We start from the raw sequence: 24,790 nt of genomic DNA, 5'->3' as shown, positions 1-24,790 counted from the left end.
CGGTCCATGGCGCGCCGCCGCCACCGCGCCCCGAAGGAGGAACCCCATGGAACCGTCCGCCCCACACGGCACCGGCGCCGGGAACGATCGCGGGCGCGGGCGCGCTCGCTCCCACCGCCGGGACGACCCGCTCACCCAGCTGTCCGAGGAGTTCGACGGTGTCCGCGACGTCTGGCGTACGGCGTCGGGGGCGGTCTGCGTCGCGGACCCGGCCGCCGCCCGTGACGTGCTGGGCAACCGCCGTGCCACGGTCGTGGAGACCTCGGACTTCTACCGCACCCGCCACGGGGTGTTCGGACCCCGTGGCGCGCAGATCGAGATCGGGCGGAACGCGAGGACGCTGCTGCGCCGGCATCTGCGGGAGCGGCGGTCCGAACTGCCGGGCCTGGTCGCGGAACGGCTCGCGCCGCGCAGCGACTGGCCCGACGCGGGCAATCTGCTGGTCCACCGGCATCTGCGCGACGCGCTGCTGTGCCCGGACACGCCCGGCCGGCTCCGCGCGGCCGTCGAGGAGATCGTCGGCCGTGCGGTGCTGGCGGGCGCCCGCGAGCAGTACTCGCCGCTGTCGCGGCTGCTCTTCCGGCGCCGCGCGCTGGGCCTCCTGCTGGACGAGATCCACGCCCGGCGCGCGAGGGACTCCGAGGAGCCGCGCGACCTCCTCGACGTGACCGTTCTCGGCGGTGGCCGCACGGCGGACGTCCGGGACCTCGCCGAGGTGTACCTGTCGTTCCTCTTCGCCACGGTCGGGTCGATCGGATTCGCCCTGGGCTGGTCGGTCTATCTCACCGGCCTGCACCCGGACTCCCGTACGGCTGAGCCGAGTTGGCTGGTCCGCGAGGCCATGCGGCTGTGGCCGGTCGCCTGGCTGTTCGGCCGGACCCCGAGCCGCGAGCACCAGTTGTCCGGTCTGACCGTCACCCCGCGCGACCAGGTGGCCGTCTGCGCCTACCTCGTCCACCGGAACCCGCGGCACTGGGAACGGCCGGACGAGTTCCTGCCGCGGCGCTGGGCCGAGCCCGTACCCGATCCGGCCTTCCTCCCGTTCGGACACGGCCCGCACAGCTGCGCCGGCGCCACGGTGACCATGCGGCTGCTGGAGGACCTGATGCGGGTCATCACCCGTGACTGGCGCCTGTCGGTCACCTCATACGGCGACGGACCCCATGTGGGTCCCGCGCTGGCGCCGCCCCGCTTCACGGCGACGCTCGACCATCCCGACGGCTGCCCCGAAAGGGGGTGAACCCAGTGACTTCTCTGTACCGGCAGGTCAAGTCCGCCCTCAACATCCGCGGCATCTACGGCACGTTCTGGTACCTGTACCACCACATCTGATCCGGCCCGGCGCGGGGAGCCGCCCGACAGCGGCTCCCCGCTCACCACGAAGGGGAACGCCGACGATGACCACTCCGCAGCATGCCGACGACTTCCTGCACGATCTGCGGCTGCGCAGCGCGGCCGAGGACGGGATCTTCTGGATCGACGACGAGCGTCTCGCGATCTTCGAACCGGAGGCGGCACGCCGCGTCAGTGCCGTCAACTGGAAGCACTACGTCATGCACGACCGCCTGATCGACATGGTCCGGCGGCGCACCAGCACGCCGGTGCCGTGGGCACGGATACGTGCCGCGTGGCTCGCCCAACTCCACGGCCTCGCCACGGCCGAGCACAACGACCGTCTGCTGACCCGTATGGAGCGGATCATCGACGCCCGGCTCGGTGACGACGTGGACCTGGTCATGCTCACCCAGGAGGTCGCGCTGCGCTCCATGCTGCCGGTCGCGCTGTCGGGGATCACGGACGCCGAAGCCGCACTGGTCGGCCGCGATCTCGACCAGAAGCTGCTCCGGCTCGTCTCCCGTGACGAGGGCGGGGCCTGGCACCACCTCAAGTTCGTCGCGGTGCAGGTGCGTTCGGGTCTCGTCGTACGACGGGTGCTGCGCGACCGCGCCTCCGGGAAGCGGCCCCGCCGACAGGATCTGGCCGATCCGATCGTCGACCTGCTCCCCGAACTCGGCATGGACCGGGCCCTCGACGTGGTGACCACCGTCCTCACGGCCATCGGCGGTCCGCCCGGCGTCGCCGCCGCGAGCCTGCTCTACGAGTTCGCCCGCCATCCCGAGTGGGAGGAACGGATCACCGCCGAACTGCGGGAGTTGAGCCGGGCGGACTTCTGTGCCGCACCGACCGGGGCGGCACCGGTGACCCACCGGTTCGTCAAGGAGGTGCTGCGGCTGTGGAGTCCCCCGCTCCTGCTCGTACGGAGGTCGCTGTTCCCGTTCGACCTGGGCGGGACGCGGCTGGAGAAGGGTCAGTGGTATCTGCTGAGCCCGCACATGATCCATCGCGACCCCCGCGTCTGGAAGGAGCCCGACAGCTTCGATCCGGACCGGTTCCTGCCCGGGGCGCCGCACGGACCGGCCGACCGCGGTTGTTACGTGCCGTTCGGCTGGGCCCCGAAGAAATGCGTGGGCGCGGGCATCGGCACCGTCCAGCTCATGGCCCTGTGCTATCTGCTGTGCGGCCGCTACCGGCTGACGGTGCCCGACGCGGACTCGGTGACGATGGCCTTCCGCTTCGCCCCCGTCCCGGAGAACTTCTCCGGCCGGCTGGTAACCCGGTAGACGGATCACCGGGTCCGGCCCTTCGGCCGTACAACACGACCGAGGGGCCGACATCGAAATGTCGGCCCCTCGGTCTTCGAGTAGCGGGGACAGGATTTGAACCTGCGACCTCTGGGTTATGAGCCCAGCGAGCTACCGAGCTGCTCCACCCCGCGTCGTTGAACTCAACTCTACGTCATCTTTTCCCGCCTGAAGACCATGATCGCCGGCGCGGGGGTACCGAAGGGCGTCCTCGACGTCCGGCAGACCGTCCGGCCAGGATTCCCGGCAGCACCGGTTCGCCCCGCGCGCGAAGGCGCGGGGCCGGGCTGGGCCGGGCCGGGCCGTCCCGGTGCGGGCCGAGGCTGCTGGCGTCGGCAGCGCTCCGACCGGCCGGTCTCCGGAGGTGGGGTACAGGCCGGGGCGCTGCGAGGGATCAGACGTCGGTGGGCAGACCGCTCACCTCGGCGATGCCGCGCAATTCCTCGTCCTGGCGGTGCCGCTCTCCGATGAAGTCGGCGATCTCCTTGCACCGCTCGGGATCGTCCGCGGTGCCCGAATCCGTGACGACCCGGACGACACCGATCTCCTCGGTCTCCAGCTCGACGATCCGGTTGTCCAGGCGTCCCGTGACGGCGACGGCGACCACGAGGGAGGCCTCGTCACGGACCTCCTGGGGCACGCTGTCAGGTTCCTCGCCGTCCAAACACAGTTCGATCGCTCCGACCCTCTCCTCCTTGATCGCTTCGAGTACGGGCTCGACCATGCGCAGCAAGAGCGCGTAGTCCGCCGGAGCCATACGCAGGCGGAGCATTTCGAGGTACAGGTCGAGGGGCCGGTCATCCGGTGCCTGCTCTGATGCGTCCATGGAGCTTCGCCTTCCCCAATGTGGACGACATGATCGCGTCTCCCACCAGCATGCTGTGAATCGGCGTACACCGCCGGTCGAGACGGCCGCCCGGAAAGCGGCGAAGGGGGCTCGTGCCCTGTTCGCACAGGCCACGAGCCCCCTTCAAACTCGTCCGTCAGGATCCGTCCGCCGGACTCGTCCGTCCGGGTCCGGTCCGGGTCACCCGTAGGTGCGTCGGATGCGGTAGAGGACGAAGATGCCGGACAGGACGAAGATCCCGCCGAACACGCCCGGCCACAGGTTCGCCCCGGTCTCGGCGAGCCCGCCGGTCCCGACCGCCTGCGGCTCGATCCCCGACGTGGCCGACGGGTAGGCCCCGGCAGCCGGCTCCGTCTGCGCGGGCGTCCCCACCTCGCCGCCCTGGTCGTCACCCGGGGTCTCCTGCGCGGCGGACGAGCCGTCATCGGCCGACGACGTCACGTCGGACTTGGGCTCGACCGTGGCGGGAGTCGCTTCGTCGCCCGCCGGCTCGGTGCTCTGGCCGCCGCCGTGGTGACCGGAGCCCGTGCCGCCCTTGCCGCCCTTGCCGTCGGACGGGGCGTCCGTGGTGGGCGCCGGCTCCTCGGAGGGGTTCTCGGAGGGGTTCGGGTCCGCCTCGGACGGGTTCGGGTCCGCTTCCGAAGGGTTCGGGTCCGCCTCCGAGGGGTTCGGCTCGGCACTCTGGGACGGCTTTTCGGTGGCCGGAGGCGTCTCCTGCTGTCCGCCACCGTTGCCGTTGCCGTTGCCGTTGCCGTTGCCGTTGCCGCCACCGTTGCCGGTGCCCGCGCCGCACTTCCGGCCGGTGTTGATGCAGTCGACCATGTGATTCATCAGGCTCTCGTCGAAGACGTTGATGAAGTCGCCGTGGTCCGTGACCGGCTTGTGGAGCTGCTCGGGGAAGGAGTCCACCGCGAACAGCGGTGACGTACGGCCGCCGTCCTGGAGGCTCGGTGCGTTGATGGCGTAGACGATGCGCTGTACCAGTTGCGGAATGGCCTTGAAACCGCCGGGGCAGTTGCCCTGCGCGTCCGCGAAGGCCACATGGGTGCGGTGGTTGGCGCTGTCGATGTTCGCGCCGTCCCAGCAGCTCTGGAACTTGAAGGTGCGCACCACGTCGCTGCCCTGCGGGCAGAGCGGGTACTTGTCCTTCAACTGCCGGTCCTCGAAGCCGGTGCAGCTCCAGGAGGCGTTGGCGTTGGCGGTGCCGTTGACGAACGCCTTGGCATCACCGGTGATGATGCGCAGCAGGCGGGGCATCGCCGTGACCTTGCTGCGCGGGTTGCCGACGAAGGTCAGTGTGACCTGCTTGGGCGTGACGATCTGCCCGGCGTTGCCCTCGGTCCCGCCTCCGGGCGCGCCCGCGTCGCGTTCCTGCTTGCCGTTCTGGAGGCGCACCACGGGCCAGTAGTACGTGGACTTGTCGCCCTTGTCCTGGCAGGAGGTGTCGGCCTTGGCCAGGTCTTCGTCGCTGGCGAAGGCGGTGTTGGACTGGTTGCCGACGTAGTCGTGGAAGTGGTGGGCGCCGTTGCTGACACCGGGAGCCACGATCACGTTGTCCGAGTTGAACAGTCCGTTGGCGTTGACACCGCAGCTGGTGACGAACTCGCCCCGGGAGGCGTCGGCCTGGGGCTGCGCGTTCTGCGCGTTGGGCTGGACGGACTTGATGTCGGCGTAGTCGCCGGCGACGGGAGCCGACGGCGGCGTGCCGCCCTGGTTCTGGGCCGTACCGCTCGGACTCGGGGACGCGCTCCCCTGGTTCGGCGGCGCGGCACTCTGGCTGGTGTCCGCGCCGGTGCCGGGCAGATTGCCGGAGGGGCGCAGGATGCAGGGGGCGAGAGTGTCGAGCCCGCTCGGCGGGTCGCCCGCGGCGTCGATGGCGGCCACGATGCGGCCGATCGACTCGGCCCGCTTCTCCTTCAGCGGATTCATCACCGCGTCGGCGCCGCTGTCGCCGCTCTGCTGCATCTGGTCGGCGCTCGCCTGGAGTTGCCGGTAGGCCTCGGCGATCTGCTGGTCCAGGCCGGCGAGTTCCTTGTCGACATCCGCCTTGGCGGCGTCCGGGACCGTCTTCAACTGCTCCCCGACGTCGGGGCAGTCGATGGTGGCGGAACCCGCGGACAGGACGTGGACGCCCGTCGGGTCGCCACCCGCCCCGGTCTCGGTCGCCGATGCGTAGACGTTGACTGCCAGCAGTCCGCCTCCGCCCAATATCAGTGCGATAGCGGCAGAGGTCGCGCGGCGTGCGCCCGTGGGGCGTCTTCGCGTGTTGCGTCCCAAGGTGGTGCTCCTACGCTTCGTGGTCGGCTCGGCATGGAAATCCCCCTGCCTCCATACGCGCGCGGGTTTCATTGTGTTCAAACGTCTCTCGAATTCACAGCAACCCCGTACGGAGCAACGGCCCGAGGGCACTTCGGCGAGCACCGGGAAACCGGCTCGTACCGGGCGTACCGGGCACGGGCCCGGGGCTGCCCCGGCACCTCCGGGGTTGCACGGGGAACCGAGCGGTGGCCTGATGGGAACACTGCACCACACGTGCGTCCTGGATGCGGGCCCCGGCCGTGACCCGGGCAGGTGGGGCAGGGCCAAGGTGCTCCGCCGCTTCCACCGTGGGCACGACCAGGGCAGCGGCGTGAGGCGGGTGAACAGGTGGCGGGAGCGGAGATCGACTTCAGGGGTGTCTTCCACGCCATGCCCGGCATGGTCGCGCTGCTCACCCCGCAAATGGTCTTCGTGGACGCGAACGAGGACTACCTGAGCAACTCCGGCCGCTCCCGCGAGCAGCTTGTCGGCCGGTATCTGTTCGACGTGTTCCCCGACCGGCCTGACGATCCCGCTTCCAACGGGATGCGGAATCTGGCGGCGTCCCTGCGCCGGGTGGTGGAGACCGGGGAGCGCGACGCCATGGCGCTGCAGCGGTACGACGTGGAGTCCTTGGACCGGCCGGGTGTCTGGGAGGAGCGGTACTGGAGCCCGGTCAACGCCCCCGTGCTCGACAAGGACGGCAATGTGGCGCTGCTGGTCCACCGGGTGGAGGAGGTCACCGAACTCATCCGCGCCCGCGGCGGGCTGACGCACGGCGACCGGGCACCCATGCTCCAGGCCGAGCTGTACACGCGGGCCAGGGAGCTACAGGAGGTCAACGAGCGCCTGCGGCGGGCCCATGCCCGCGAACGGGAGGTCGCCGTCGCCCTCCAGGACGCGCTGCTGCCCTCACCGCACCAGGTGGGGCCGCACCATGCCGCCGTGCGCTACCGGCCGGCCACGAGTTCACTGAACGTGTGCGGGGACTGGTACGACCTCGTGGCGCTGACCGGCGACCGTATGGCGGTCGCGGTGGGGGACGTCGTGGGCCACGGGCTGTCCGCCGCCTGTGTCATGGGCCAGTTGCGCAGTGCCCTCAGTGCCGCGTCCCGTGCCTCCAGCGGCCCAGCCCGGGCACTTGAGGTGCTCGGGCTGTACGCGCGTTCCGTCGACGGCGCCGAGTCCACCACGGCGGTGACGGCATGCATCGACTGGGAGGATCACACCATCACCTACAGCAGTGCCGGACATCTGCCGCCCGCCCTCCTGCGCGGCGACGGGAGGGTGGAGTTCCTGGACCGGGCCACCGACCCGCCGCTCGGTGCCCGGCCCTCACATGTGGCGCGCCCCGAGGCCACCACGGACTTCGCCGCGGGCGACACGCTGGTCCTGTACACCGACGGTCTGATCGAGCGCCGTGTCGAGGACATCGACGTCGGTCTCGGACGTCTCGCCGCCGCCCTGACCCGCCACCGTGGGGCCGAGCGCGAAGCCCTCGCCGACGCCCTCCTGTCCGAACTGCTCCCGCCCGGCGGCATCACCGACGACACCGCGCTGGTGATCCTCCCGCTGTGAACGGGCGGGCGCCGGACAGCCGCGCGGCGACCGGTGGCAGCCGGCGACGGGGGCTGCCGAGGCGGCCGCCGAGGGGACTCACCTGGTGGAGACCGCGGGGGTGAGGGTGAGGCGGCGGGAGCGGACGACCGCGAGCACGCATCCCGCGAGGAGCGCGGCGGCCAGGGACGCCAGACCGCGCAACGGCCCGGTCGTCACCGGTCCGCCGGTCAGGGCGCGCGGCGGCAGCCGCCCCTCGGGGTCGTAGACGACGGCGAGCACGTCCCCCGGCCGCGTGGTCCGCCCGCAGCCCCGCCAGACGCGGACCTTGAGCGGTGCGCCGTCCCGGGCGACCACCGAGCACAGGTAGCGGGTGCGGCCCGCGCCCGCCTGTCCGGCGTCGTCGACGGACATGACCACCATGGGCGCCACCCGCTCCCCGTCCGCCTGCACCACGTCCGCCGCGGCCTGCGGGGCCTGGAGGGCGAGACACACGCCGAGCACCGCGACGATGCCGACCAGGGCACGCCCCGCGCGCAGGAGAACGAGGTGCAGGGCGAGGACTCCGGCGCACACGAGCCCCGCCTCACCGCTGGCCAGTACGGGCACCCCGGTCCGGTCTCCGGCGACTCCGGCACCGACGATCGACCCTGCCCCGAGAACCCCGGCGAGGATCCCCTCCCCCACCAGCCGGCGGGGCGGCAGCCCGACGAACTCGGCGGGCCCCCACACCGTGCTCCGCAGGTGCGCTGTCAGCTGCGGCTCCGGCTCGGCCGGAAGGCGCCGCCAGCGGCTCATACGGGTCCCACCCCCAGCGTCGTTCCTCGTCGTCCAGCGCCTCGCATCCTGCCGTCAGCGGGTGGACTAGGGCCCTGCCCCGGCCCGGAAACAATGAAGGGGACAACGCTTCCGGGAGTCGGCAGCGAAGCCTCCCGTCCGTACTCCGCGAGAGTCGGTCGCCACCTTCACATCGAGGTGACTGTGCGTCAAATACATTGATTCAAAGCAGAGTTGGGCTGATCGATCTTGACCGCCCTCAGGGCCGGGGTCGCGGTGCCGAGGCCTTCGCCAGCAGGGCCCGTCCGGCGGCACCGGCCAGCAGCAGCCCGGCGACCATGGAGACGAGGCAGAGCCCCGGGCCGGAGGTCCAGTCGACGGCAGAGGCGCGACAGGCCAGCACGACCGCCACGGTGACGGCGGTGCCCGGCAGGGCGATCAGGGCCGGGCCGGTGCGGCCGAGGTCGTCCTCGGCGAGCGCGCCGAGCACGCCGACACCGAGGGCCAGCGCCCACACCCCGAGCGCCTGCGCGTCGGGGCGGCCGACGCTCCACGGCACGAAATCGGCCCAGAATCCGGGCCGGGCCAGCAGTCCCGTACCGATACCGAGCCACGCCGAGCCGAGCACGGCCAACGCCGGTTTCGACCAGCCGGGAAGAGGCGCGACACGCGGACGCAGCGGCTCGGCGGGGGTGAGGTACTGCCAGGCCAGCGCGACCAGGGCGCACACGCACAGCACACCGAGCGTGAACAGCCAGCCGAGACTGAACAGCACCGGGACGACGGAGCCGCCCCGCGCGACGTACAGGTGCCCGGCGTTGAGCACGCTCACCGAGAACAGACCCAACAGCACCACGGCCAGCGGGAGGACGAGGGTGCGGACCTCGTGCCAGGCGCGGGCCCGGCCGACCGTGAACAGGCCGGGAGCCGTACCGAGCATCGCCGCGCCGATCAGCCCCGGAGTCAGCGACTCGGGAGAGCGCCAAGCACCGAAGACGTGCCCCGTGAGGGCCACGGCCGCCAGCAGTCCGCCGACGAGAACGCTGACCACGGCGACCGCGGTGGCCAGCATCGCCACCCCTGGCGTCAGCGGCCGTCCGCCTGCGGCGAGGCGCCCGGCAGCATGCCCCACCGCGCCCACCGGCACATCGCGCGACTCACAGGCCTCATGCAGCTCAGGCGACACAGATGACTCAGGTGCCTCCGGTGACTCGCGAATCTCTCGAACCTCGCGTGGAGGCTGCGGGGGCCCCGTGCGGTCGTCGTGCCGGGGCAGGTCTGACGCGTTCGCGTTCGGCATGGGCATTCCGTTTCCGGACGGGGATCACGAGGGCTCGCTCGCGGGGGACGAGCCGGGAGGGGTGCGGGGTGAGAGCGCGAGAGGCGCATGGGTGGGGCGAGGACGGGACGGACGAGGGGTCAGGAGACCGGCGTCGTGAGGCGGGAGGCCGCGTCGCGGGCGGGTACGGCCCGCTTGAGGACCTCTCGTGCGTACATGACACGCAGGCTCACCATCAAGGTCGCGGCGAACGCCAGCACCCCACAGCCGATCGCCGCCCCGGCGGCCAGCGCCGTGAGCCCGTCGAGCCCCAGCGATCGTTCGAGGACCGGAGCGGCCCCGGCCGACAGCACCGGCGCCAGACACAGCGCCACCCAGTGCAGCCGCCACTCCTCCCGCGCCCAGAGGCGGCCTTCCCGGCCGGCGCGCAGGGCGCGGAACGCCATCACCGCGTACGAGACGGCGTACGGAAGGAGATAGGCGAGCAGGAGCCGGCGCCCCTGTGTGCCGAAGTCCAGGGAGGCGCGCACGATCCAGGTCAACGCGGCGGCTCCCGCCAGGTGCGCGACGGCCAGGACGGGAACAGGCGCCCAGGAGCCGGACACCCCGGCGACCGTCCGCCGCCGGTCGAGGGAGCGCGAGGCGATCAGCGCCCCGAACGCGACGACCGAACCCAGATGCATGGTGGCCACCTGGTTGATCTGGGCCATGGACAGGCCGGGCAGGATCAGCGGCAGGCCACCCCACTCGAACCGGAGCAGCGGAGCGGTCAGCAGGAAGCCGTAGCAGAGCAGCATCCAGCGCTGATGCAGGTCGGGGAACCCGCCGACGGCGGCGAGCACACCGAACGTCACGCTCATCACGGTGCCCACCAGTATGGTCGCGAGCACGATCCAGAACGCGGCGCCGCTGAAGGCGTCCCCGGGAGCCGTGCGCGCCAGGTACAGCGCGGCGCCGGCCATCGAGGCGTACACCGTGACCGCGAAGACCACTCCGAGAACCCGGTGCAGCCGCGTACGTCGCCTTACGGCGGTGAGCACCTGCGCGGGGCCGAGCAGCATCAGCACCCCGCCGAGCACGGAGTGCACGATCATCGGCACGAGGCTGTGGCGGTACGGCCCGATCCGGGTGGCCAGCGCGTCGGCCACGTAGCGCGGCGAGACCGCGTGCGCCAGGATCCACTCGCCGAACGCCGGCGCGCCGGGACGCGCGTACGGCCACAGCTCGGTCATCGCGATCGGCGCGTAGCCCACGCACACGACCGATACGGCTGTCAGGGCGACGCGACGCCAGGTGTTCCCGGTTGAACGACGCACGACAACTCCTTGCCCGTGGTCGCGGCCCGACCATCGATAGTCTCGTTTGGACTATCGAGACGGTAGGGCCGTCCACCGTCCGGGTCAACGGTCTGTCGTGTCCTCGTCCGCCTCCGCTTCCGTGCCGTCCTCCGTCCTGTCCTCCGTGTGCTCGTCCCGGCGCTGGACCCATCGCCAGAAATCGATCATCATCCGCTCGTACCGGATTCCGAACTCCAGCGCGTCCCGCTGCCCGCGCGTCAGCAACTCCCCGACGCTCTCCGCGAGTTCCTCGTAGTCACCCAGGGTCCGGTGGTGCTCGTCGAGCTGTACGGGGCCGAGCAGTTCGGGCCGGCCGCCGAACCACAGCTTGAGGATGCCGCGTTCCCGCGCCTCGACCGGGACGAAGGCAGGGTCCTCCAGCCAGCCCCGCAGAGCCGCCCTGCCCTGGTCCGTCAGCGTGAGCACCCGGCGGTTGCGGCCGCTCTCCTGTCGCACCTGCGACAGGAGCCCGGCGTCGAGGAGACGGTCGCACTGCGCGTACACCTGCGCGTGCGGAACCGACCAGAAGGGCGCGACCGTACGCGCCGCCTCCACCTTGACGTCGTAGGCGCTGGCCTCGCCCAGCTTGTCGATGATGCCGAGGACGAGATACGAGGCGGTGGTCAACCGAGCGTCAGCCATGGGGCGACGGTATCGCCACGCGATCACCGGGTGGCGGGCACCGCCCGCACGGTTGCCCCGGCACGATCGCCCGGCGGCCGGCGCCCGACGCGAAGAAGCTCCGGGTGCCCGGCACAATGCGGGGTAGACGGGCGATCACACAGCCGACCGCACGTCAGGCCCGACGGGCACCCGCACAAGGAGTTCCTGTGACCACCTACGTCATCACCGTTCCCGGAACGTTCGTCCACGGCCTCTCGGACGGCTCCCGTGCCGACGTGGAACGCAGGCTTCGCCCTCAGGATCCGCAGAACACGGACCTGGGCGAGAGCGAGGAGCTGAGCCTGCTGACCGTGGACGAGAACAACACGTTCTCCGTCCGGCTCGAAGTCGAGGCGGCGAACCAGAGGAGCGCCGAAGCCGAAGCCGTGCGGCTGGTCGCCGACGCGCTCCGTGACAGCGGCCTGTCCGAGGACGACGCTCCGCTGGGACCCGCGGCCGTCACCGGGATCGACCGGGAATTCTGACGACGCGGCGGCCGACCGGCCTCACGGACGACCAGGCCCGCGCGACGTCCGGGCCGGACCTCGGACCGGCCGTACACCACGCCCCGGACCGGTACACCACGTCCCGGACCGGCCGTACGACGGGATCTCAGACCGGCCGTACGACGCTGTGGATCGCGGCCTGTCCGGCGTACTCGATCGACTCCTCGGCGATGCGCGCTCCGGGGCTCGGGGCGTGGACCATCATGCCGTCGCCGACGTACAGGCCGACGTGACTCAGGTTGGCGTGGAAGAAGACCAGGTCACCCGGCTGGATGCCGGGAAGGGCGATCGCCGGGCCGACCTGCGCCTGGTCGTGCGTCGCCCGGGGCAGCATGACCCCGGCACTCTTCCAGGCCGCCTGGGTGAGTCCGGACGGGTCGTACGAACCGGGTCCCGACGCTCCCCACACGCACGGTCTGCCGATCTGCGCACGGGCGAAGGCGACCGCCTCCGCCGCCCTGCTGTCATGTCCGACGACGGGGGGGGCGGCGCCGGCGACGAGGCTGTCGATGCTGAACCCGGAACTCGTGTCGGCGGGTCCGGGGGCGGCGGGCCACACCTGCTCCCTGGCGGTCCGCAACGGCTCCCGCCAGGCCTCGTCGGCGGGCCGGGGCGCCGGATCGTACGAGGGGGGCCGGGCCGCCGCCTCGTACGCGGGAGGCATGGGGGCCGACTGGTACGAGGCGGGCGCCGACGCCGGTGCGTACGAGGGGGGCGTGGGTGCCGACTCGTACGAGGCGGGCGCCGGCGCCGGTGCGTATGAGGGGGGCGTGGGCGCCGACTCGTACGAGAGGGGCAGGAGCACCGACCGGGACTCGGCAGGCTGGGGCGCCTCGTACGAGGCGGGCTGCGGCGCCGACTCGTAGGCGAGAGGCAAGAGCACGGACCGGTACTCGGGTGGCTGCGGCGCCGCCTCGAACGAAGTGGGCTGGGCCGCCGCCTCGTACGCGAGAGGCAGCAGCACCGACCGGGACTCAGGAGGCTGAGGGGCCGAAGGAAACGCGGGGGCCGCGGGGGCCGACGCGTAGGCAGCGGGCACGGGGGCCGGCTCGAACGCCACCGACTGCGGCGCCGGTTGGAACGGCGCGGGCTGCGGCGCCTGCTGGAAGGCCGGAGGCTGGGGCGCTTGCTGGAACGTCGGAGCCTGAGCTGTCGGCTGAAACGCCGGAGCCTGGGGTGTCGACTGGAAGGCTGCGGGCTGGGGCACCTGCTGGAACGCCGGAGCCTGAGCTGTCGACTGGAACGCCGGAGCCTGGGGTGTCGGCTGGAACGAAGGGAGTTGGGGCTCCGCCACCGGCCGGTACTCGACCGCCTGGGCCTGGACGACCGGCCCGCTCTGGCGCGCCGCGTGCCGCGACAACAGCTCCTGCGCGGCGGCCAGTTTGCGCCGAGCGCTGTCCTTCTTCATGTGCAGCGAGGACTTCTGCGGCGCGGCGGCCGGAGCGGACGCCGCCGGGAGCGCCGCGAGGACCGCCGCCTCGGCTCCCGGCACAGCCGGGACCCGCCCGGGCGTCATCTCGGCACCCGAGCCCGCCGTCAGTTCCAGGACAGGGCGAGCGGCCGGTTCCGGACTCGGACCCGCGGTCAGCTCTCGCACCGGTGCCGCCGCCAACTCGGCTACGGGTCGGCCGATCTGCTCCAGTTGATACACCGTCGGGAGCTCCGCCGGGAGCTCCTTCGGCCGTCTCGCACCCTCCGTCGGACGGGCGCCTCCCGTGCCGCGGTCCGGTTGCCTGTCGGCGGGCAGGATGGCCGGGGCCGAGGGTCCGTACCGGGAACGAGCCCCGTCGAACCACTGCTGCATCAGAGCTTCCTGGGCGGGGTCGACCTCCGCCCGTCCCTGGCCGACGACTCGCCGGTTGGGCCTGCGGGTGCGGTTCGCCGAGGCGCGGGTGGCGTTGAAGTTGCCGGTGGCGCTCTCCGCCTGGTCGTAGAGGGACGAAAGCCGTCGGCGGACTTCTTCGCCACTGGGCGGGGTGTGTTCCGGCGCCATGGAGTGGTGCTCCTTCCGTCATCCGCCTACCGGGTTAGCTGTCGGGTTCGGGCGGACGATTCCGGAAGGTATGCCCTACGACCCCTGCCCCGTAAGGCAGTTGGGTCGATTCACCCCAAGTTCGGTGGGTCCCCGGCTCCAGCTGTCACGAGAACAGGCCGGACTCGGCGGAGGCCGCACCGCCCGGCGAACTTCGCCGGAGGGAGTCGGACGGCCTGCTGGCCAACTTAGCCATGATGTGCACCCGATGTGAAGATCCACGTCCCAGATGTCCGATACATTTTCGTGACCTTCATCGCATCACCTCGCAGCGCAACGGCGAGGACACACGGCGTACTCGAAACGACGTCCGACCACGTCCGTTGAGGCGATCGGCACCCCGGTCCCGTCCGGACTCCACTCCAGACCCCGGCCCGAACCCGGTCGGGCCGACCCGGTCCAGCCTGTCCCGACCGGGGGCGCAAACGCGCCGCGGTCGCACGCCTGTCGGAAGTGTGCGCGCAACTGACGTTCACTGACATCCCGTTCAACATCGACGGCGCCCGATGGTCACACCTTGACCGGTTCTGGCCGAGCTGGCCGGATGACCGCTACGGCCACGTCCCGGCCCTACCTTCGAGGCACGGAAGACCACGAGAGCGAGCCGAGGATCCCCACGTGCACGATGCGCCGATCTATGCCCAACTGATCTCCGAACGCGGCGACATACCCACGCTCGTCCGGAGCGAAGCCCGTCGGCTGCAACGCGACTTCGAGTGGATCCTGAGCTGGGATCCCTCCACGGGCGTCCCGCTTCCCGCGTCCGCCGCACGACTCGCGTCCGGCAGCCGCCGCGCCTTCTCCCCCGGTCCGGACCTCGACGACCGGCCGGCCGGACCCGGCCGCTAGAGAACGCCGGGTTCGCGGCCCGGCTCGTCGACGGGGAGGGTTCCCGACCCGTCGACGGCCCGGGTCACCAGGTCGGCGACCGCCGAACCCGTGGCCCGATGCCAGGTCCGGGCGCGCCGGAGCATCGCGTGGTCACCGCCCTCGACCCGCACGGCACTCGCGGAGGAGCCCGCCTCCGCGGCCCGGCGGACGAGAGCGAACGACTCCTTGGGATCGGTGACCCGGTCCCGGTCGCCGTGCAGCACGATCACCCGCGTGTTTTGGAGGTGGGCGACCGGCTCACCCTCCGGGCACCACGGCGCGAGCGCCACCACGGCCCTGACCTGCGGCGCGGTCGCGGCACGCAGTGCGGCACGGCCGCCCATCGAATGTCCCACGAGCACGACCGGCACCTCCCCCACCAGGTCGGCGAGTTCGGCCAGCGCCCGCAGGACATCGACGAGCGGGTCGGCGTCCGCGCCGTTCCACCCCCTGTGCCGGTAGCGCACCTCACCGACGAACGTGCCCTCGTCCGGCAGAGCACGCGTCACGGCGCGCAGGAAGGGCCGCATCCGCAACCGGGCGACGTTCCACGGCCGTACCGGCGCCCTACTGTCCGCGGTGCCACCGTGCAGGACCAGTACGGCGGCACGCGTCGGACCCGAGCCCGGACGGGCGACGCGAAACGGCACCAGTGCCGCGGGCGCGTCAACCACTCCGGGCCCGGACACATCGTCCGCCGACATCCGAGCAGAGCCTCGCATGGCACCTCTCCACCTTCAGGGCGCTTCTCCACGCCTCGCACTCGACCGGGAGGAGGGATCGTCTCACCGAGCAATGGTTATCCGTAACCGAGGAGATCCCGGATTGGTGACACCTCGCACGTACCGCGGCGCGCGTGACCGAGGCGGAGGACCGGGCCCGGGGAGGGCCACTCGTCCGCCCGAGACCGGGGCACTCGTCCGCCGCCGCTCACCCGGGCGGTCGTCCCGCGCTCACGCCGGGTCCTCGGGCCGGGCGCGGTAGCCGTTGCGCCACTCCTGGTAGAGACGCCACAGGCTGGCGGCCCGCGGGCAGCGTCCCGACTCCCGTTGGCACGTACGGCAGTTGCCGACGTGGCTGACGTACGCGGCCTCGGGGGCGTCCTGCCCCGGTTGCGGATTCGTCATGGTCCTCGGCACCCGTCGGCGCGACGTGCACGAGCGCATCGTCGCTTCTGATGCCGTACTTCCGTGCCGGGGACCCCGGCGGATGCACCCGCGGAGGACCTGTTCCCGCTCGCGGTGCGCGACCTGTCCGCGGCGGTCGAGGCGGCAGGCAGGACGAGCGCCGCAATGCATCAGTCGAGGAGGTCGAGCTCCTGCTCCGCCACCGCGGGGAACGGGCCGTCGGACCTGGGCCTGCGGACGGTCAGATGGGCCACCTCGAAGTCCATCTCGGTGGCGGTGGGGGGCGGCGGCGGGTGGTAACGCCCGGCGCACACGGACAGATTGACGATGAGACAGGCATGCCAGGTTCTGCCCACTCCGCGCCGGTCGTCGAAGGCACGGACTCCGTTGACCCACCACACGACACGCTGGGCGCCGAACTCGACCACGAGGTCGACCCAGGCGCCCGGACGAATGGCCGGGTCCCGGTAGTAGTGCTGGGTACGCCGTACATGGTTGGAGAGTTCCAGCAGGTCGGGGTTGTCCGGGTGGTACTCGAAGACGTCGATCTCCTGACCGCCGTCCCGCCAGGTCCAGATGGCCGGCCAGGCGCCGGTCACCGTGGGCAGCCTGACCCGGGTCTCCAGCACGTCGCCCGCGCGGACCATGAAACCGTCCGCGCTGCCCTCGGTGGTCAGAAGGCCCGCGTCCCATCCGCCGTCCGGTCGTCGGGTGGCCCGGAAGCGACCCGTCCGGCTGTAGGCGGGATCGGTCACCAGATGGTCGAGTTTGCCGTCGCCCGGATTGACCGGGCCGCCGTCGGGATAGGCCCAGGAGTGGCCCGCGACCCATTGCCCGGCCGAGGCGAAATCCGCTGTGAAGACGAGATCGGACACGCGGCACTCCTCGATGACGGCGTTTCGCGTACGGCACAGGTTCTCCCCGAGCCACCCGCGCCCACACCCCGTTCACCACGACCCGCCACAAAACAACCCTTCGGGGTGAAACGGCCGCATCCGGGCGTACCGCACGCCTGTGTACCGACCCTTGTGCACCGGGCGGCGGGTACGCGGGCTCCGCCGACCGGCTTCGGGAGAGTGCGTGAAGGGCGTACCTTCACGGATCATCGCTATCGGTCTTCGGTATCGGTCATCGGTATCGGTCATCGAGGAGGCCCGCGTGATGGCGCGGGCCTCCTCGGGAATCCGTTCCTGATCCAGCGCCTGCGCGAGTGGTCCCTCGTCCGGGCCGTCACGCTGGAACAGCCGTGGCAGACGGACGAGTTGCTCGAATCGTCGAACTGGCTCCAGCTCAAGATGTCCGAGGAGTCGAACGGCACGGCCCTGGAGATCCTCGCCGACGGCGGTCGCACCAAGCGGATCCGCCACCAGGCCCGGACCCGCCTGCGGCAGCGGAGCCGGAGCTGAGCCGTACGCCGTCCAGCGCAGCTCCGGCAGATCCGGCGGGCCTCCGCGTCCCAGGGGCGGCAAGTCGGCGCGACTCCGGTCCACCTGGTGGTTTCGGCTCGGCTGATCGCCCGGTCGGGCACCCTGTCCCGGGTGCCCGACCGGGGTCCGCGCTCCTTACAGGTACGGGCGGGTGATCAACTCGATGGCGTGGCCGGACGGGTCCTTGAAGTACACGCCTCGTCCGCCGTGCTCGTTGTTGATCTCGCCCGCGCGTCGCATTTGGGGATCGGCCCAGTGCTCGACGCCGTGGTCGCAGAGCCGCCGGTACGCCCGATCGAACAGCTCGTCGTCGACGAGGAACGCGTAGTGCTGCATCTGGATCTCCACCGGCGGCTCGGCGAACTGCAGCAGCACGCCATCGGAGAGCTGGATGTTGACGAACAGGCCCCAGGAGGGCGCCTCCGGCAGTTCCAGCAGCTCCCGGAGGAAGCGCGCGGACTCGTGGCGGTCCTTGGCAGCGATGATGGTGTGGTTGAACGTGACGGTCATGCGGCTGACCTCAATGGGGTTCGACACGGAAAGTGGACTCTCGGTGCACAAGCACCGGGAGGTCCGCGTGCCGAACAGAGCGGGTGCCTTCCGCGCACCCGCTGTGCGATCAGCCCTCCACCGGATGGCCGATCCGTGTGTGGCGTAGCGCCGGTCCGGTGTTCACGTCGAGGGACCCTACTGGATCACCTCGGCCACGACAACATGCGCAGAGGTACGGGCCGGCGCGGAGACCCGGACCGGCCTGAGGTCGTACGGTCATGTCCAACCCCCCGTCCCGGCAGGCCGGTTCGCCGCCAGTCACCGAAACGCGGTGGACGCGGATCACGTGAGCGGCAGACTGCTGCCATGACCTCACCGGACCCCAAGGCCGACCTCCACCACTACCTCCAGTCGGCTCGCGACGCCCTGCTGTGGAAGCTCGAAAGTCTCTCGGAGTACGACATCCGACGCCCGCTCACGCCGACCGGCACCAATCTTCTCGGCCTGGTCAAACACGTGGCGACCGTAGAACTCGGCTACCTCGGCGACACCTTCGGACGGCCGTCCGGTGAGCCACTGCCCTGGGTCGAGGAGGGCGCCGAGCCGAACGCGGACATGTGGGTCACCCCCGACGAGTCACGCGAGCACATCGTGGCGCTCTACCGCCGTGCCTGGGCACACGCGGACGCGACGATCGACGACCTGGCGCTGGAGACGACGGGCAGGGTGCCGTGGTGGCCCGCCGGGAAGGACGAGGTGACGTTGCATCACGCCGTCGTGCGCGTGATCTCCGATACGCAACGGCACGCCGGACACGCCGACATCCTCCGGGAACTCCTGGACGGGACCGTCGGTATGACCAGGGGCAACGACAGCATGGCGCCGGGCGACTCGGCATGGTGGGAGGACTACCGCGACCGCCTGGAACGCGCGGCCCGGGAGGCCGACCGGGACACCTGACGCCGGGTGGATCTGCTGGGGCAGCACGTGAGATCGAGCGGGTCGGCCGTCGGGCACGGTCACGGGCCCGGTACAGGGTTTGAGGTTCCCGCGGGGCAAGGTTCTAGGTTCGGGGCATGGTGGATGGACCTGAGCTGATCACGATCGGCCAACTGGCGCGCCGTGTCGGCCTGACCGCCAAGGCGCTGCGGCACTACGACCGGGTGGGGCTGCTGGCGCCCGCCGTCGTCGACTCCGACTCGGGGTACCGGCTCTACGGCACCGACCAGGTCGCGCTCGCGCGGCTGGTTCGGCTGCTGCGCTCGGTCGACGTACCGCTGGACCAAGTACGTGCCTGCCTGGCCCGGCCGGACGACGAGACCGCCATCCGGCAGATCCTGGTCCAGCACCGGCGCCGGCTCCAGGCACGCCTGGACCGGGTCCGGGCCGACCTGCACCGAACCGACCATCTGATCGAGGACGGAGTCACCGCCGCGATGACCGACCAGGACACGCAGGACACGGGTGCCGCGGGCGACGAACGGCGGCTGGCCGTCGACCTGTTCAACGGGGTCTGGCGGCTGCTGGAGCAGGAGGACCGCAGCGTCGAGGACGACGACCGGATGCTGCACATGGCACACGCCTCGCGCCACCACTGGGGCCAGGTGGGCACCCCGGTGAACCTCAGCCGGGGTGAATGGCAGTGCTCACGGGTCTACGCGGTGCTGGGCCGGGCCGAGCCCGCCCTCCATCACGCCCGGCGGGGCCTGGAGATCTGCCTGGCCCACGGCATCGGCGACTGGGACCTGGCCTACGCCTACGAGTCCCTGGCCCGCGCCCACGCGGTGGCCGGCGACAAGGAGCAGGCCCGTGCCTGGACCGAGCAGGCCCTGGCCGCCGCCGAGAACATCGCCGAGGACGACGACCGCGAACTGGTCCTCACCGACCTGGAGGGCATCCCCGCCCAGCCGCGCTTCTGGTGAACCCGTCCGAGAACCCCACACCCACCCGACCTGAAGGACCGCCACCATGACCAGCACCACCCCCAACCTTCCGGCCCAGGCCGACCTGGGGCAGTTGCGCACCCAGGCGAAGGACCTGCGCCTGGCCGTCCGGCTCGGCAAGCCCGGCGCCGCCGAGCGCGCGGCCAGGACCGGACCGGTGGACATCGGCCGGTTCTCCATAGGCGACGCGCAGCGGGTCATCGCGCTCGAACACGGCTTCGCCCGCTGGCAGGACGTGGTCTCCGCGTTCGGCAGCCGCCGGCCACGCGAACGCGACCTGCACCGCTGGTTCGCCGTGGAGCTGAACAACGCGCTGGGGGACCTGCTCTTCGACCTCACGCCCGGCACCCCGCGCGCCGAGCAGGACCGCGCTCTCTATCAGGCCTACGCGGCGTGCTACCACTGGCTGGAGGCGGGCACCCCCGCCAACCACGGCCGCGCCGAATACACCATCGCACAGACCGCCCTGGCCATCGGCCGCCCCGAGACCGCCGCCCGGCACGCCCCGCGCTACGCGGAACTGATCGCGGCGCATCCCGGCGAATTCGCCGACTGGGACATCGCCTTCGCCGCCGAGATCCGGGCCCGGACGGCCGCGGCCGGCGGCGCCCCGGACGCCGGGGAACTCAAGGCCCGCGCCCAGTACCTCACCGATCGGATCGCCGATCGCGACGCGCGCGAGGTCGTCCAGGACCGCCTGGACCGCGGGCCCTGGTTCACGCTGGAAGGGAATTCCGCCACCTCGGGACCGGTGCCGGGCCCGACGGAACGATGACGTGCCGGTCTTGGCGTCTCCCGGCCGGTGCGAGCGGCGGCACGAAGACGCGCGGTGGGAAGACGCGCGACGCGAACACGTGCGAGAAGACGTACGGGAGGATGTGCGGGCGCTCAGGTCCGCGGCGCGGAAGCCTCGGGCGGCCAAGTCCCGTGCGCCGCGAGGCCGAGAATCAGGGCGGCGATGTTCCACGCGTCGTCCTCGCCGCGGTGATGTCTGCCTTCCAGGGGGAGGTCCGCGATGCGCAGGGCCTGCGCCATACCGGGCCGCTTCCGCAGTCCGTGCGCGGCGGTGAAGACCGCCTTGGCGTTGGTGTGCCGGTGCCCGAAGGGGTACGGGGTCGCCGTGGCGGCGCACTGGCGGGTGAACTGATGCCGGTCGTAGTCGCCCCAACTCGCCCACGGCCGCTCCCCCGTACGGTGACGCGACGCCAACTCGCGGCAGGCGCCGGCGAATTCGAGCCCCTCCGCGACCTCGCCCGGAGTCAGCCCGGTCAACTCGGTGCAGAACGCGCTGACCTCGGACCGCGCGGGCCGCACGAGAAGGCGGTGCTTCTCCACTCGTACGCCCTTGTCCAGATCGACGACCGTCAGGCCGATCTCGATGATCTCGCTGACGGCTCCGGGCGGCGGCGCGCCTTCCCAGCAGGTCGCCTCGACATCGACGACGTTCAGCAGTCCCCCGGCCCTGTTCACGCGGACCAGCGTAGGTGGCGGCGCGCGGCCGGGGCACCGGGTTTTCCGCTACGGGGCCGAGGTCGGACGGCAGTCGGACCGCCGGCTCACGGACGCGGCCACGGACGGCCGCCGATGCGCTCGATGTCGGTGTTGAAGCGCCGCAGATAGGAGGCGAAGGCGGCGATGTCCGTCTCCGGCCAGTCCGCCATGACACGGTCCAGGGAACCGATGAGCCCCTGCCGTTCCTCGTCGAGGAGCCGCACCCCCTCGTCCGTGATGCGGAACTTGCGGGCCATGCCGCCGTCGGGGTCGGGGATGCGCTCGACGAGCCCGGCGCGCTTCGCCGCGGCCGTCTGCCGGTTGAGGGTGGAGGCGTCGAGCCCGAAGGCGTCGCTCAGTTCACCGATCGACATCGGCCCCTGGACCCGGATCCGGCTGAGCAGGATGTAGGCACTGCGCTCCAGGACACCGTCCTTGGTCCGGCCGCCTTTGTGGTTCATCAGTCCATGGCGGCTGAGCAGCATCTGCTCGTACTCGACCTCGTGTGTGGGCCTGACCATCCGCCTGCCGCCTCCCGCTGTCACCTGAGCCGCGCGTCCCGCGCCTGTCGGTACGGCCCGGCTCCATGGTCCCACACCCGCGTGCACGAGCCACATCGCATGCATGAGTCACACCACATGCGCGATACATACGGCATGTACGATGCACATCCGTTGCCCGCAGACAGACCCGAGGAGTCCCTCATGGACGCCCCCCAGCCCAACGCCCGAGCAAGCGGCGTGGTCGCCACGCTCGCCTTCGCCGGCACCGTGGCGGCGATCATGCAGACGCTGGTCACTCCGCTCATCGCCGAGCTGCCCCAGATTCTGCACACCACGCCCGCGAACTCCGCCTGGGTGATCACCGTCACCCTGCTGGTCGCGTCCGTCTGCGTCCCGGTCTCCGGCCGTCTGGGCGACCTGCTGGGCAAGCGGCGGATGCTGCTCGCCTGCTCCGTCCCGCTCGTGGTCGGCTCCGTCGTGTGCGCGCTCTCCTCGTCCGTCGTCCCGATGATCGTCGGGCGGGGTCTGCAGGGAATGGGCATGGGCATGATCCCGCTGGGCATAGCCCTGCTGCGTGACGTGGTGCCGGCCGAGAAGCTGAGTTCCTCCATCGCGCTGGTCAGCGCCTCCATGGGCATCGGCGGCGGTCTCGGCCTGCCCATCTCCGCGGCGGTCGCCCAGTACACGAGCTGGCGCGTGCTGTTCTGGGGCTCCGCCGTGCTCGCCGTCGCGATCGGAGCGCTGATCTGGTTCCTCATCCCGGACGTGCCGGCCAGCGCCAAGGGTCAGCGCTTCGACGTCCTCGGCGCGCTCGGGCTCGGCGTCGGCCTGGTCTGCCTGCTCCTCGGCGTCTCCAAGGGCGCCGACTGGGGCTGGGGCTCCACGACGACGCTCGGCCTGTTCGTCTCCGCCGTGGTGGTCCTGGCCGCCTGGGGCGCCTGGGAGCTGCGCACCAAGGACCCGCTGGTCGACCTGCGCACCACGGCCCGCCCCCGGGTCCTGCTCACCAACGTCGCCTCGATCTTCGTCGGATTCGGCATGTACGCCAGCATGCTGATCATCCCGCAGCTGCTCCAGTTCCCCGACGCCACCGGCTACGGCCTGGGCCAGTCGATGCTCGCGGCAGGCCTGTGGATGGCACCCGGCGGCATCATGATGATGATCGTCTCCCCGTTCGGCGGGAAGCTGACGGACGCGCGCGGCCCCAAGTTCACGCTGATCTGCGGCGTCCTCGTCATCGCCCTCGGCTACGGACTGGCGCTGGCCCTCATGGGTACGGCCTGGGGTCTGATGCTGACCGGCATGGTCATCAACAGCGGCGTGGGCCTCGCCTACGGTGCGATGCCGGCCCTGATCATGAGCTCGGTCCCGCTCTCCGAGACCGCCGCCGCCAACGGCTTCAACTCGCTGATGCGCTCCCTGGGGACCTCGGTCGGCGCGGCGGTCGTCGGCGTCATCCTCGCCCAGATGACGACCAGCGCGGCCGGCTACACCTTCACCTCCGAGGGCGGTTTCCGCACCGGCCTCATCGTCGGTGGCTGCGTCGCCCTGGTGGCCGCCGCCATCGCCGCCGTGATCCCGGCAGCCCGTGCCGCCGTCGGTGGCGACAAGGCCGGCCCCGCCGCCACCCCGGAAACGGCCGCGGCCGCACACTGAGGTTCGCGTACTCCCCGTACCGGTTCCGGCGACCCTGCGACCCGTCGACCGCCGGAACCGGTACACCGGCGCTGCCATGTGACGGCACCGGCGCACACCCAGGGGAAGGGCCCGCACACCCGTCCCGCACCGGAAGCGGCACGCCCGCCCGCGCAGGAACCGGCACTCCCGCCCCCGCGGGACCCGGCGGCCCTGCCCCTCGCACGGACCCGACGCACCAGTACGCCCGGCCGACGCCGACGCCGAAACCGGGGCGGCGCGGCCCGTGCCGGTAGCGCCGGGCTCCCGTCACGCCGGCCGCGATGGCGGGCACCACCCCGTCGCGGCGCCGCGACGGGGCGCCCCGCACGAACGCGTCCCACGGCGGGCGGCCGTGCGGCTACGGGCGCCCGGCGTCTCCCGCCACGGGAACGGCCCGCGCCCCTTCGACGCGCGCAACCGCCTCCACCACCGTCGACCTGCCCAGATAGGTGAGCGGGCCGGGGTCGTCGACGGGGATCTCGTAGAAGCCGAGACGGTCGTAGAACGCGCGGGCGGGCGTGTTGGCGGTGACCATGCCCAGGTGGACGGCGGGCACACCGCGGTCGTGCAGTGCGGTGAGGAAGGTGTTCATCAGCGCTCGTCCGTGGCCGCGCCGCTGGAAGTCCGGCAGCAGGTCGATGTGCAGGTGCGCCGGATGGCCGGCGAGCTCGGGCAGGATCATGCGCTCGGGGGTGTGCAGCAGCCCGACCATCTCCTCGGCCGGCGTGCGGGGCGGTGTCGTGGGGGCGGGATAGCGGTGCGCGATCCGCGGGATCCAGGTGTCGCGGAACCGCGCGACGAACTCCGCGGTGTCCCCGGTCCCGACCACGTACCCGACCGCCCGGCCCCTCCCGTCGTCCAGGACGAAGGCCAGCTCGGGCTCCAGACGGCAGTAGGGCTCGGCGAAGATCGCGGGCATCAGCTCCTCGTCGGGAAACCGGGCCCGCGAGTCCCCTCCCTCGTCCGCGGTGCTCACACATACGTCGGCGACCGCGGCACGGTCGGCGGGCCGGTAGGCGCGAATGATCGGCAAAGGGTTCATGTGCGGCATCCTGACGCCTTGGGAGCGCTCCCACAAGATGCCGGACCCGACTGCCGCACGACGATCGCCACCGGATGCGCCGAGGCCCCCGGAGTTCCCCGCGCGCCGCCGCGAGCGGGCGTGGGCCGACCGAGGGTGCACCGTGGCCCTCCGCGCGGACGGACCCGTCACCGTGCGGCCCCCTGAGGAGTGCGCCGCCGTTCCCGGGCGGGCACACTCGGCACACGGCGCCGCACGGTGCCATGCTGGAGTTCCGGATCATGGCGCGGAAGCGGGGACA

At 71.7% G+C, this 24,790-nt stretch carries 24 protein-coding genes, 1 tRNA gene and 1 riboswitch; of the genes, 10 read left to right on the top strand and 15 right to left on the bottom strand.

Annotated features, from left to right (window positions below; all coding sequences use genetic code 11):
* Positions 1-46 precede the first annotated feature (46 nt).
* Together OHT01_RS37120 and OHT01_RS37115 are read left to right on the top strand one after the other, a co-directional pair.
* Positions 47-1,240 (top strand): cytochrome P450, encoded by a 1,194-nt coding sequence (locus OHT01_RS37120; RefSeq protein WP_328557501.1) that lies wholly within the window; start codon positions 47-49, stop codon positions 1,238-1,240.
* A 157-nt stretch (positions 1,241-1,397) separates the two neighbouring features.
* Positions 1,398-2,621, top strand: a complete 1,224-nt coding sequence (locus OHT01_RS37115) for a cytochrome P450 (protein ID WP_328557500.1) — start codon at positions 1,398-1,400, stop codon at positions 2,619-2,621.
* An 81-nt stretch (positions 2,622-2,702) separates the two neighbouring features.
* Here the strand turns inward: OHT01_RS37115 and OHT01_RS37110 are convergent.
* The 3 genes from OHT01_RS37110 to OHT01_RS37100 all read right to left on the bottom strand — a co-directional run bounded on the left by OHT01_RS37110 (position 2,703) and on the right by OHT01_RS37100 (position 5,766).
* Positions 2,703-2,776: transfer RNA gene (locus tag OHT01_RS37110), tRNA-Met, on the bottom strand.
* A gap of 260 nt (positions 2,777-3,036) precedes the next feature.
* Positions 3,037-3,468, bottom strand: coding sequence for a hypothetical protein (locus tag OHT01_RS37105; protein ID WP_328557499.1), 432 nt, complete (start codon positions 3,466-3,468; stop codon positions 3,037-3,039).
* A 201-nt stretch (positions 3,469-3,669) separates the two neighbouring features.
* The gene (locus OHT01_RS37100) at positions 3,670-5,766 is read right to left on the bottom strand and encodes a DUF1996 domain-containing protein (protein WP_328557498.1); all 2,097 of its coding nucleotides are present in this window, start codon (positions 5,764-5,766) and stop codon (positions 3,670-3,672) included.
* 411 nt (positions 5,767-6,177) lie between these two features.
* On the opposite strand from OHT01_RS37100, the gene OHT01_RS37095 reads away from it, so the two are divergent.
* Positions 6,178-7,365, top strand: coding sequence for a PP2C family protein-serine/threonine phosphatase (locus OHT01_RS37095; RefSeq protein ID WP_405918586.1), 1,188 nt, complete (start codon positions 6,178-6,180; stop codon positions 7,363-7,365).
* A gap of 78 nt (positions 7,366-7,443) precedes the next feature.
* Here OHT01_RS37095 and OHT01_RS37090 read toward each other — a convergent pair whose 3' ends face one another.
* From OHT01_RS37090 to OHT01_RS37075, 4 genes are all read right to left on the bottom strand, one after another.
* The gene (locus tag OHT01_RS37090; RefSeq protein ID WP_328557496.1) at positions 7,444-8,142 is read right to left on the bottom strand and encodes a hypothetical protein; all 699 of its coding nucleotides are present in this window, start codon (positions 8,140-8,142) and stop codon (positions 7,444-7,446) included.
* Positions 8,143-8,380: 238 nt separating this feature from the next.
* Entirely contained in the window at positions 8,381-9,193 is an 813-nt protein-coding gene (locus OHT01_RS37085) for a hypothetical protein (protein WP_328557495.1), read from the bottom strand.
* Positions 9,194-9,540: 347 nt separating this feature from the next.
* Positions 9,541-10,716: a DUF2306 domain-containing protein gene (locus OHT01_RS37080; RefSeq protein ID WP_328557494.1), complete on the bottom strand. Its 1,176-nt coding sequence runs from the start codon at positions 10,714-10,716 to the stop codon at positions 9,541-9,543.
* Between the two features lie 84 nt (positions 10,717-10,800).
* A complete protein-coding gene (locus OHT01_RS37075) occupies positions 10,801-11,379 on the bottom strand; it encodes a PadR family transcriptional regulator (protein ID WP_328557493.1) in 579 nt (192 codons plus the stop codon).
* Positions 11,380-11,567: 188 nt separating this feature from the next.
* Between OHT01_RS37075 and OHT01_RS37070 the strand changes: the two genes are divergently transcribed.
* Positions 11,568-11,885 (top strand): hypothetical protein, encoded by a 318-nt coding sequence (locus OHT01_RS37070; RefSeq protein ID WP_328557492.1) that lies wholly within the window; start codon positions 11,568-11,570, stop codon positions 11,883-11,885.
* A gap of 127 nt (positions 11,886-12,012) precedes the next feature.
* On the opposite strand, the gene OHT01_RS37065 is transcribed toward OHT01_RS37070, so the two are convergent.
* Positions 12,013-13,899, bottom strand: coding sequence for a C40 family peptidase (locus tag OHT01_RS37065; RefSeq protein WP_328557491.1), 1,887 nt, complete (start codon positions 13,897-13,899; stop codon positions 12,013-12,015).
* Between the two features lie 7 nt (positions 13,900-13,906).
* Positions 13,907-14,079, bottom strand: a riboswitch (cyclic di-AMP (ydaO/yuaA leader).
* A 477-nt stretch (positions 14,080-14,556) separates the two neighbouring features.
* On the opposite strand from OHT01_RS37065, the gene OHT01_RS37060 reads away from it, so the two are divergent.
* Positions 14,557-14,787, top strand: coding sequence for a hypothetical protein (locus tag OHT01_RS37060; RefSeq protein WP_328557490.1), 231 nt, complete (start codon positions 14,557-14,559; stop codon positions 14,785-14,787).
* On the opposite strand, the gene OHT01_RS37055 is transcribed toward OHT01_RS37060, so the two are convergent.
* The 3 genes from OHT01_RS37055 to OHT01_RS37045 all read right to left on the bottom strand — a co-directional run bounded on the left by OHT01_RS37055 (position 14,784) and on the right by OHT01_RS37045 (position 16,810).
* On the bottom strand, positions 14,784-15,530 hold the full coding sequence (locus tag OHT01_RS37055; RefSeq protein ID WP_328557489.1) for an alpha/beta hydrolase: 747 nt from the start codon (positions 15,528-15,530) through the stop codon (positions 14,784-14,786). The genes OHT01_RS37060 and OHT01_RS37055 overlap by 4 nt on opposite strands.
* 231 nt (positions 15,531-15,761) lie before the next feature.
* A complete protein-coding gene (locus tag OHT01_RS37050) occupies positions 15,762-15,935 on the bottom strand; it encodes a hypothetical protein (protein ID WP_328557488.1) in 174 nt (57 codons plus the stop codon).
* Between the two features lie 170 nt (positions 15,936-16,105).
* Positions 16,106-16,810, bottom strand: a complete 705-nt coding sequence (locus OHT01_RS37045) for a beta-glucanase (protein ID WP_328557487.1) — start codon at positions 16,808-16,810, stop codon at positions 16,106-16,108.
* A 201-nt stretch (positions 16,811-17,011) separates the two neighbouring features.
* On the opposite strand from OHT01_RS37045, the gene OHT01_RS37040 reads away from it, so the two are divergent.
* Positions 17,012-17,341 carry a hypothetical protein gene (locus OHT01_RS37040; RefSeq protein WP_328557486.1) on the top strand — a complete coding sequence of 110 codons (330 nt, stop codon included), beginning with the start codon at positions 17,012-17,014 and terminating at the stop codon, positions 17,339-17,341.
* A gap of 156 nt (positions 17,342-17,497) precedes the next feature.
* Here OHT01_RS37040 and OHT01_RS37035 read toward each other — a convergent pair whose 3' ends face one another.
* Positions 17,498-17,872: a VOC family protein gene (locus OHT01_RS37035; RefSeq protein ID WP_328557485.1), complete on the bottom strand. Its 375-nt coding sequence runs from the start codon at positions 17,870-17,872 to the stop codon at positions 17,498-17,500.
* A gap of 348 nt (positions 17,873-18,220) precedes the next feature.
* Between OHT01_RS37035 and OHT01_RS37030 the strand changes: the two genes are divergently transcribed.
* The 3 genes from OHT01_RS37030 (at position 18,221) to OHT01_RS37020 (ending at position 20,572) form a co-directional block, all read left to right on the top strand.
* A complete protein-coding gene (locus OHT01_RS37030; protein WP_328557484.1) occupies positions 18,221-18,814 on the top strand; it encodes a DinB family protein in 594 nt (197 codons plus the stop codon).
* Between the two features lie 116 nt (positions 18,815-18,930).
* The gene (locus tag OHT01_RS37025) at positions 18,931-19,776 is read left to right on the top strand and encodes a MerR family transcriptional regulator (protein WP_328557483.1); all 846 of its coding nucleotides are present in this window, start codon (positions 18,931-18,933) and stop codon (positions 19,774-19,776) included.
* 46 nt (positions 19,777-19,822) lie between these two features.
* Positions 19,823-20,572, top strand: coding sequence for a hypothetical protein (locus OHT01_RS37020; protein ID WP_328557482.1), 750 nt, complete (start codon positions 19,823-19,825; stop codon positions 20,570-20,572).
* Between the two features lie 113 nt (positions 20,573-20,685).
* Here OHT01_RS37020 and OHT01_RS37015 read toward each other — a convergent pair whose 3' ends face one another.
* Positions 20,686-21,267, bottom strand: a complete 582-nt coding sequence (locus OHT01_RS37015; RefSeq protein WP_328557481.1) for a 3'-5' exonuclease — start codon at positions 21,265-21,267, stop codon at positions 20,686-20,688.
* A gap of 86 nt (positions 21,268-21,353) precedes the next feature.
* Complete coding sequence (locus OHT01_RS37010) at positions 21,354-21,809, bottom strand: MarR family winged helix-turn-helix transcriptional regulator (RefSeq protein ID WP_328557480.1); 456 nt, start codon at positions 21,807-21,809, stop codon at positions 21,354-21,356.
* A 183-nt stretch (positions 21,810-21,992) separates the two neighbouring features.
* On the opposite strand from OHT01_RS37010, the gene OHT01_RS37005 reads away from it, so the two are divergent.
* Positions 21,993-23,447: an MFS transporter gene (locus OHT01_RS37005; RefSeq protein ID WP_328557479.1), complete on the top strand. Its 1,455-nt coding sequence runs from the start codon at positions 21,993-21,995 to the stop codon at positions 23,445-23,447.
* A gap of 379 nt (positions 23,448-23,826) precedes the next feature.
* Here OHT01_RS37005 and OHT01_RS37000 read toward each other — a convergent pair whose 3' ends face one another.
* On the bottom strand, positions 23,827-24,510 hold the full coding sequence (locus OHT01_RS37000) for a GNAT family N-acetyltransferase (RefSeq protein ID WP_328557478.1): 684 nt from the start codon (positions 24,508-24,510) through the stop codon (positions 23,827-23,829).
* Between the last annotated feature and the right edge of the window lie 280 nt (positions 24,511-24,790).

The sequence above is a fragment of the Streptomyces sp. NBC_00358 genome (assembly GCF_036099295.1).
Taxonomy (GTDB): domain Bacteria; phylum Actinomycetota; class Actinomycetes; order Streptomycetales; family Streptomycetaceae; genus Streptomyces.
Note: the sequence above shows the minus strand (reverse complement) of the source record. Positions and strands in the feature narration are given on the sequence as shown.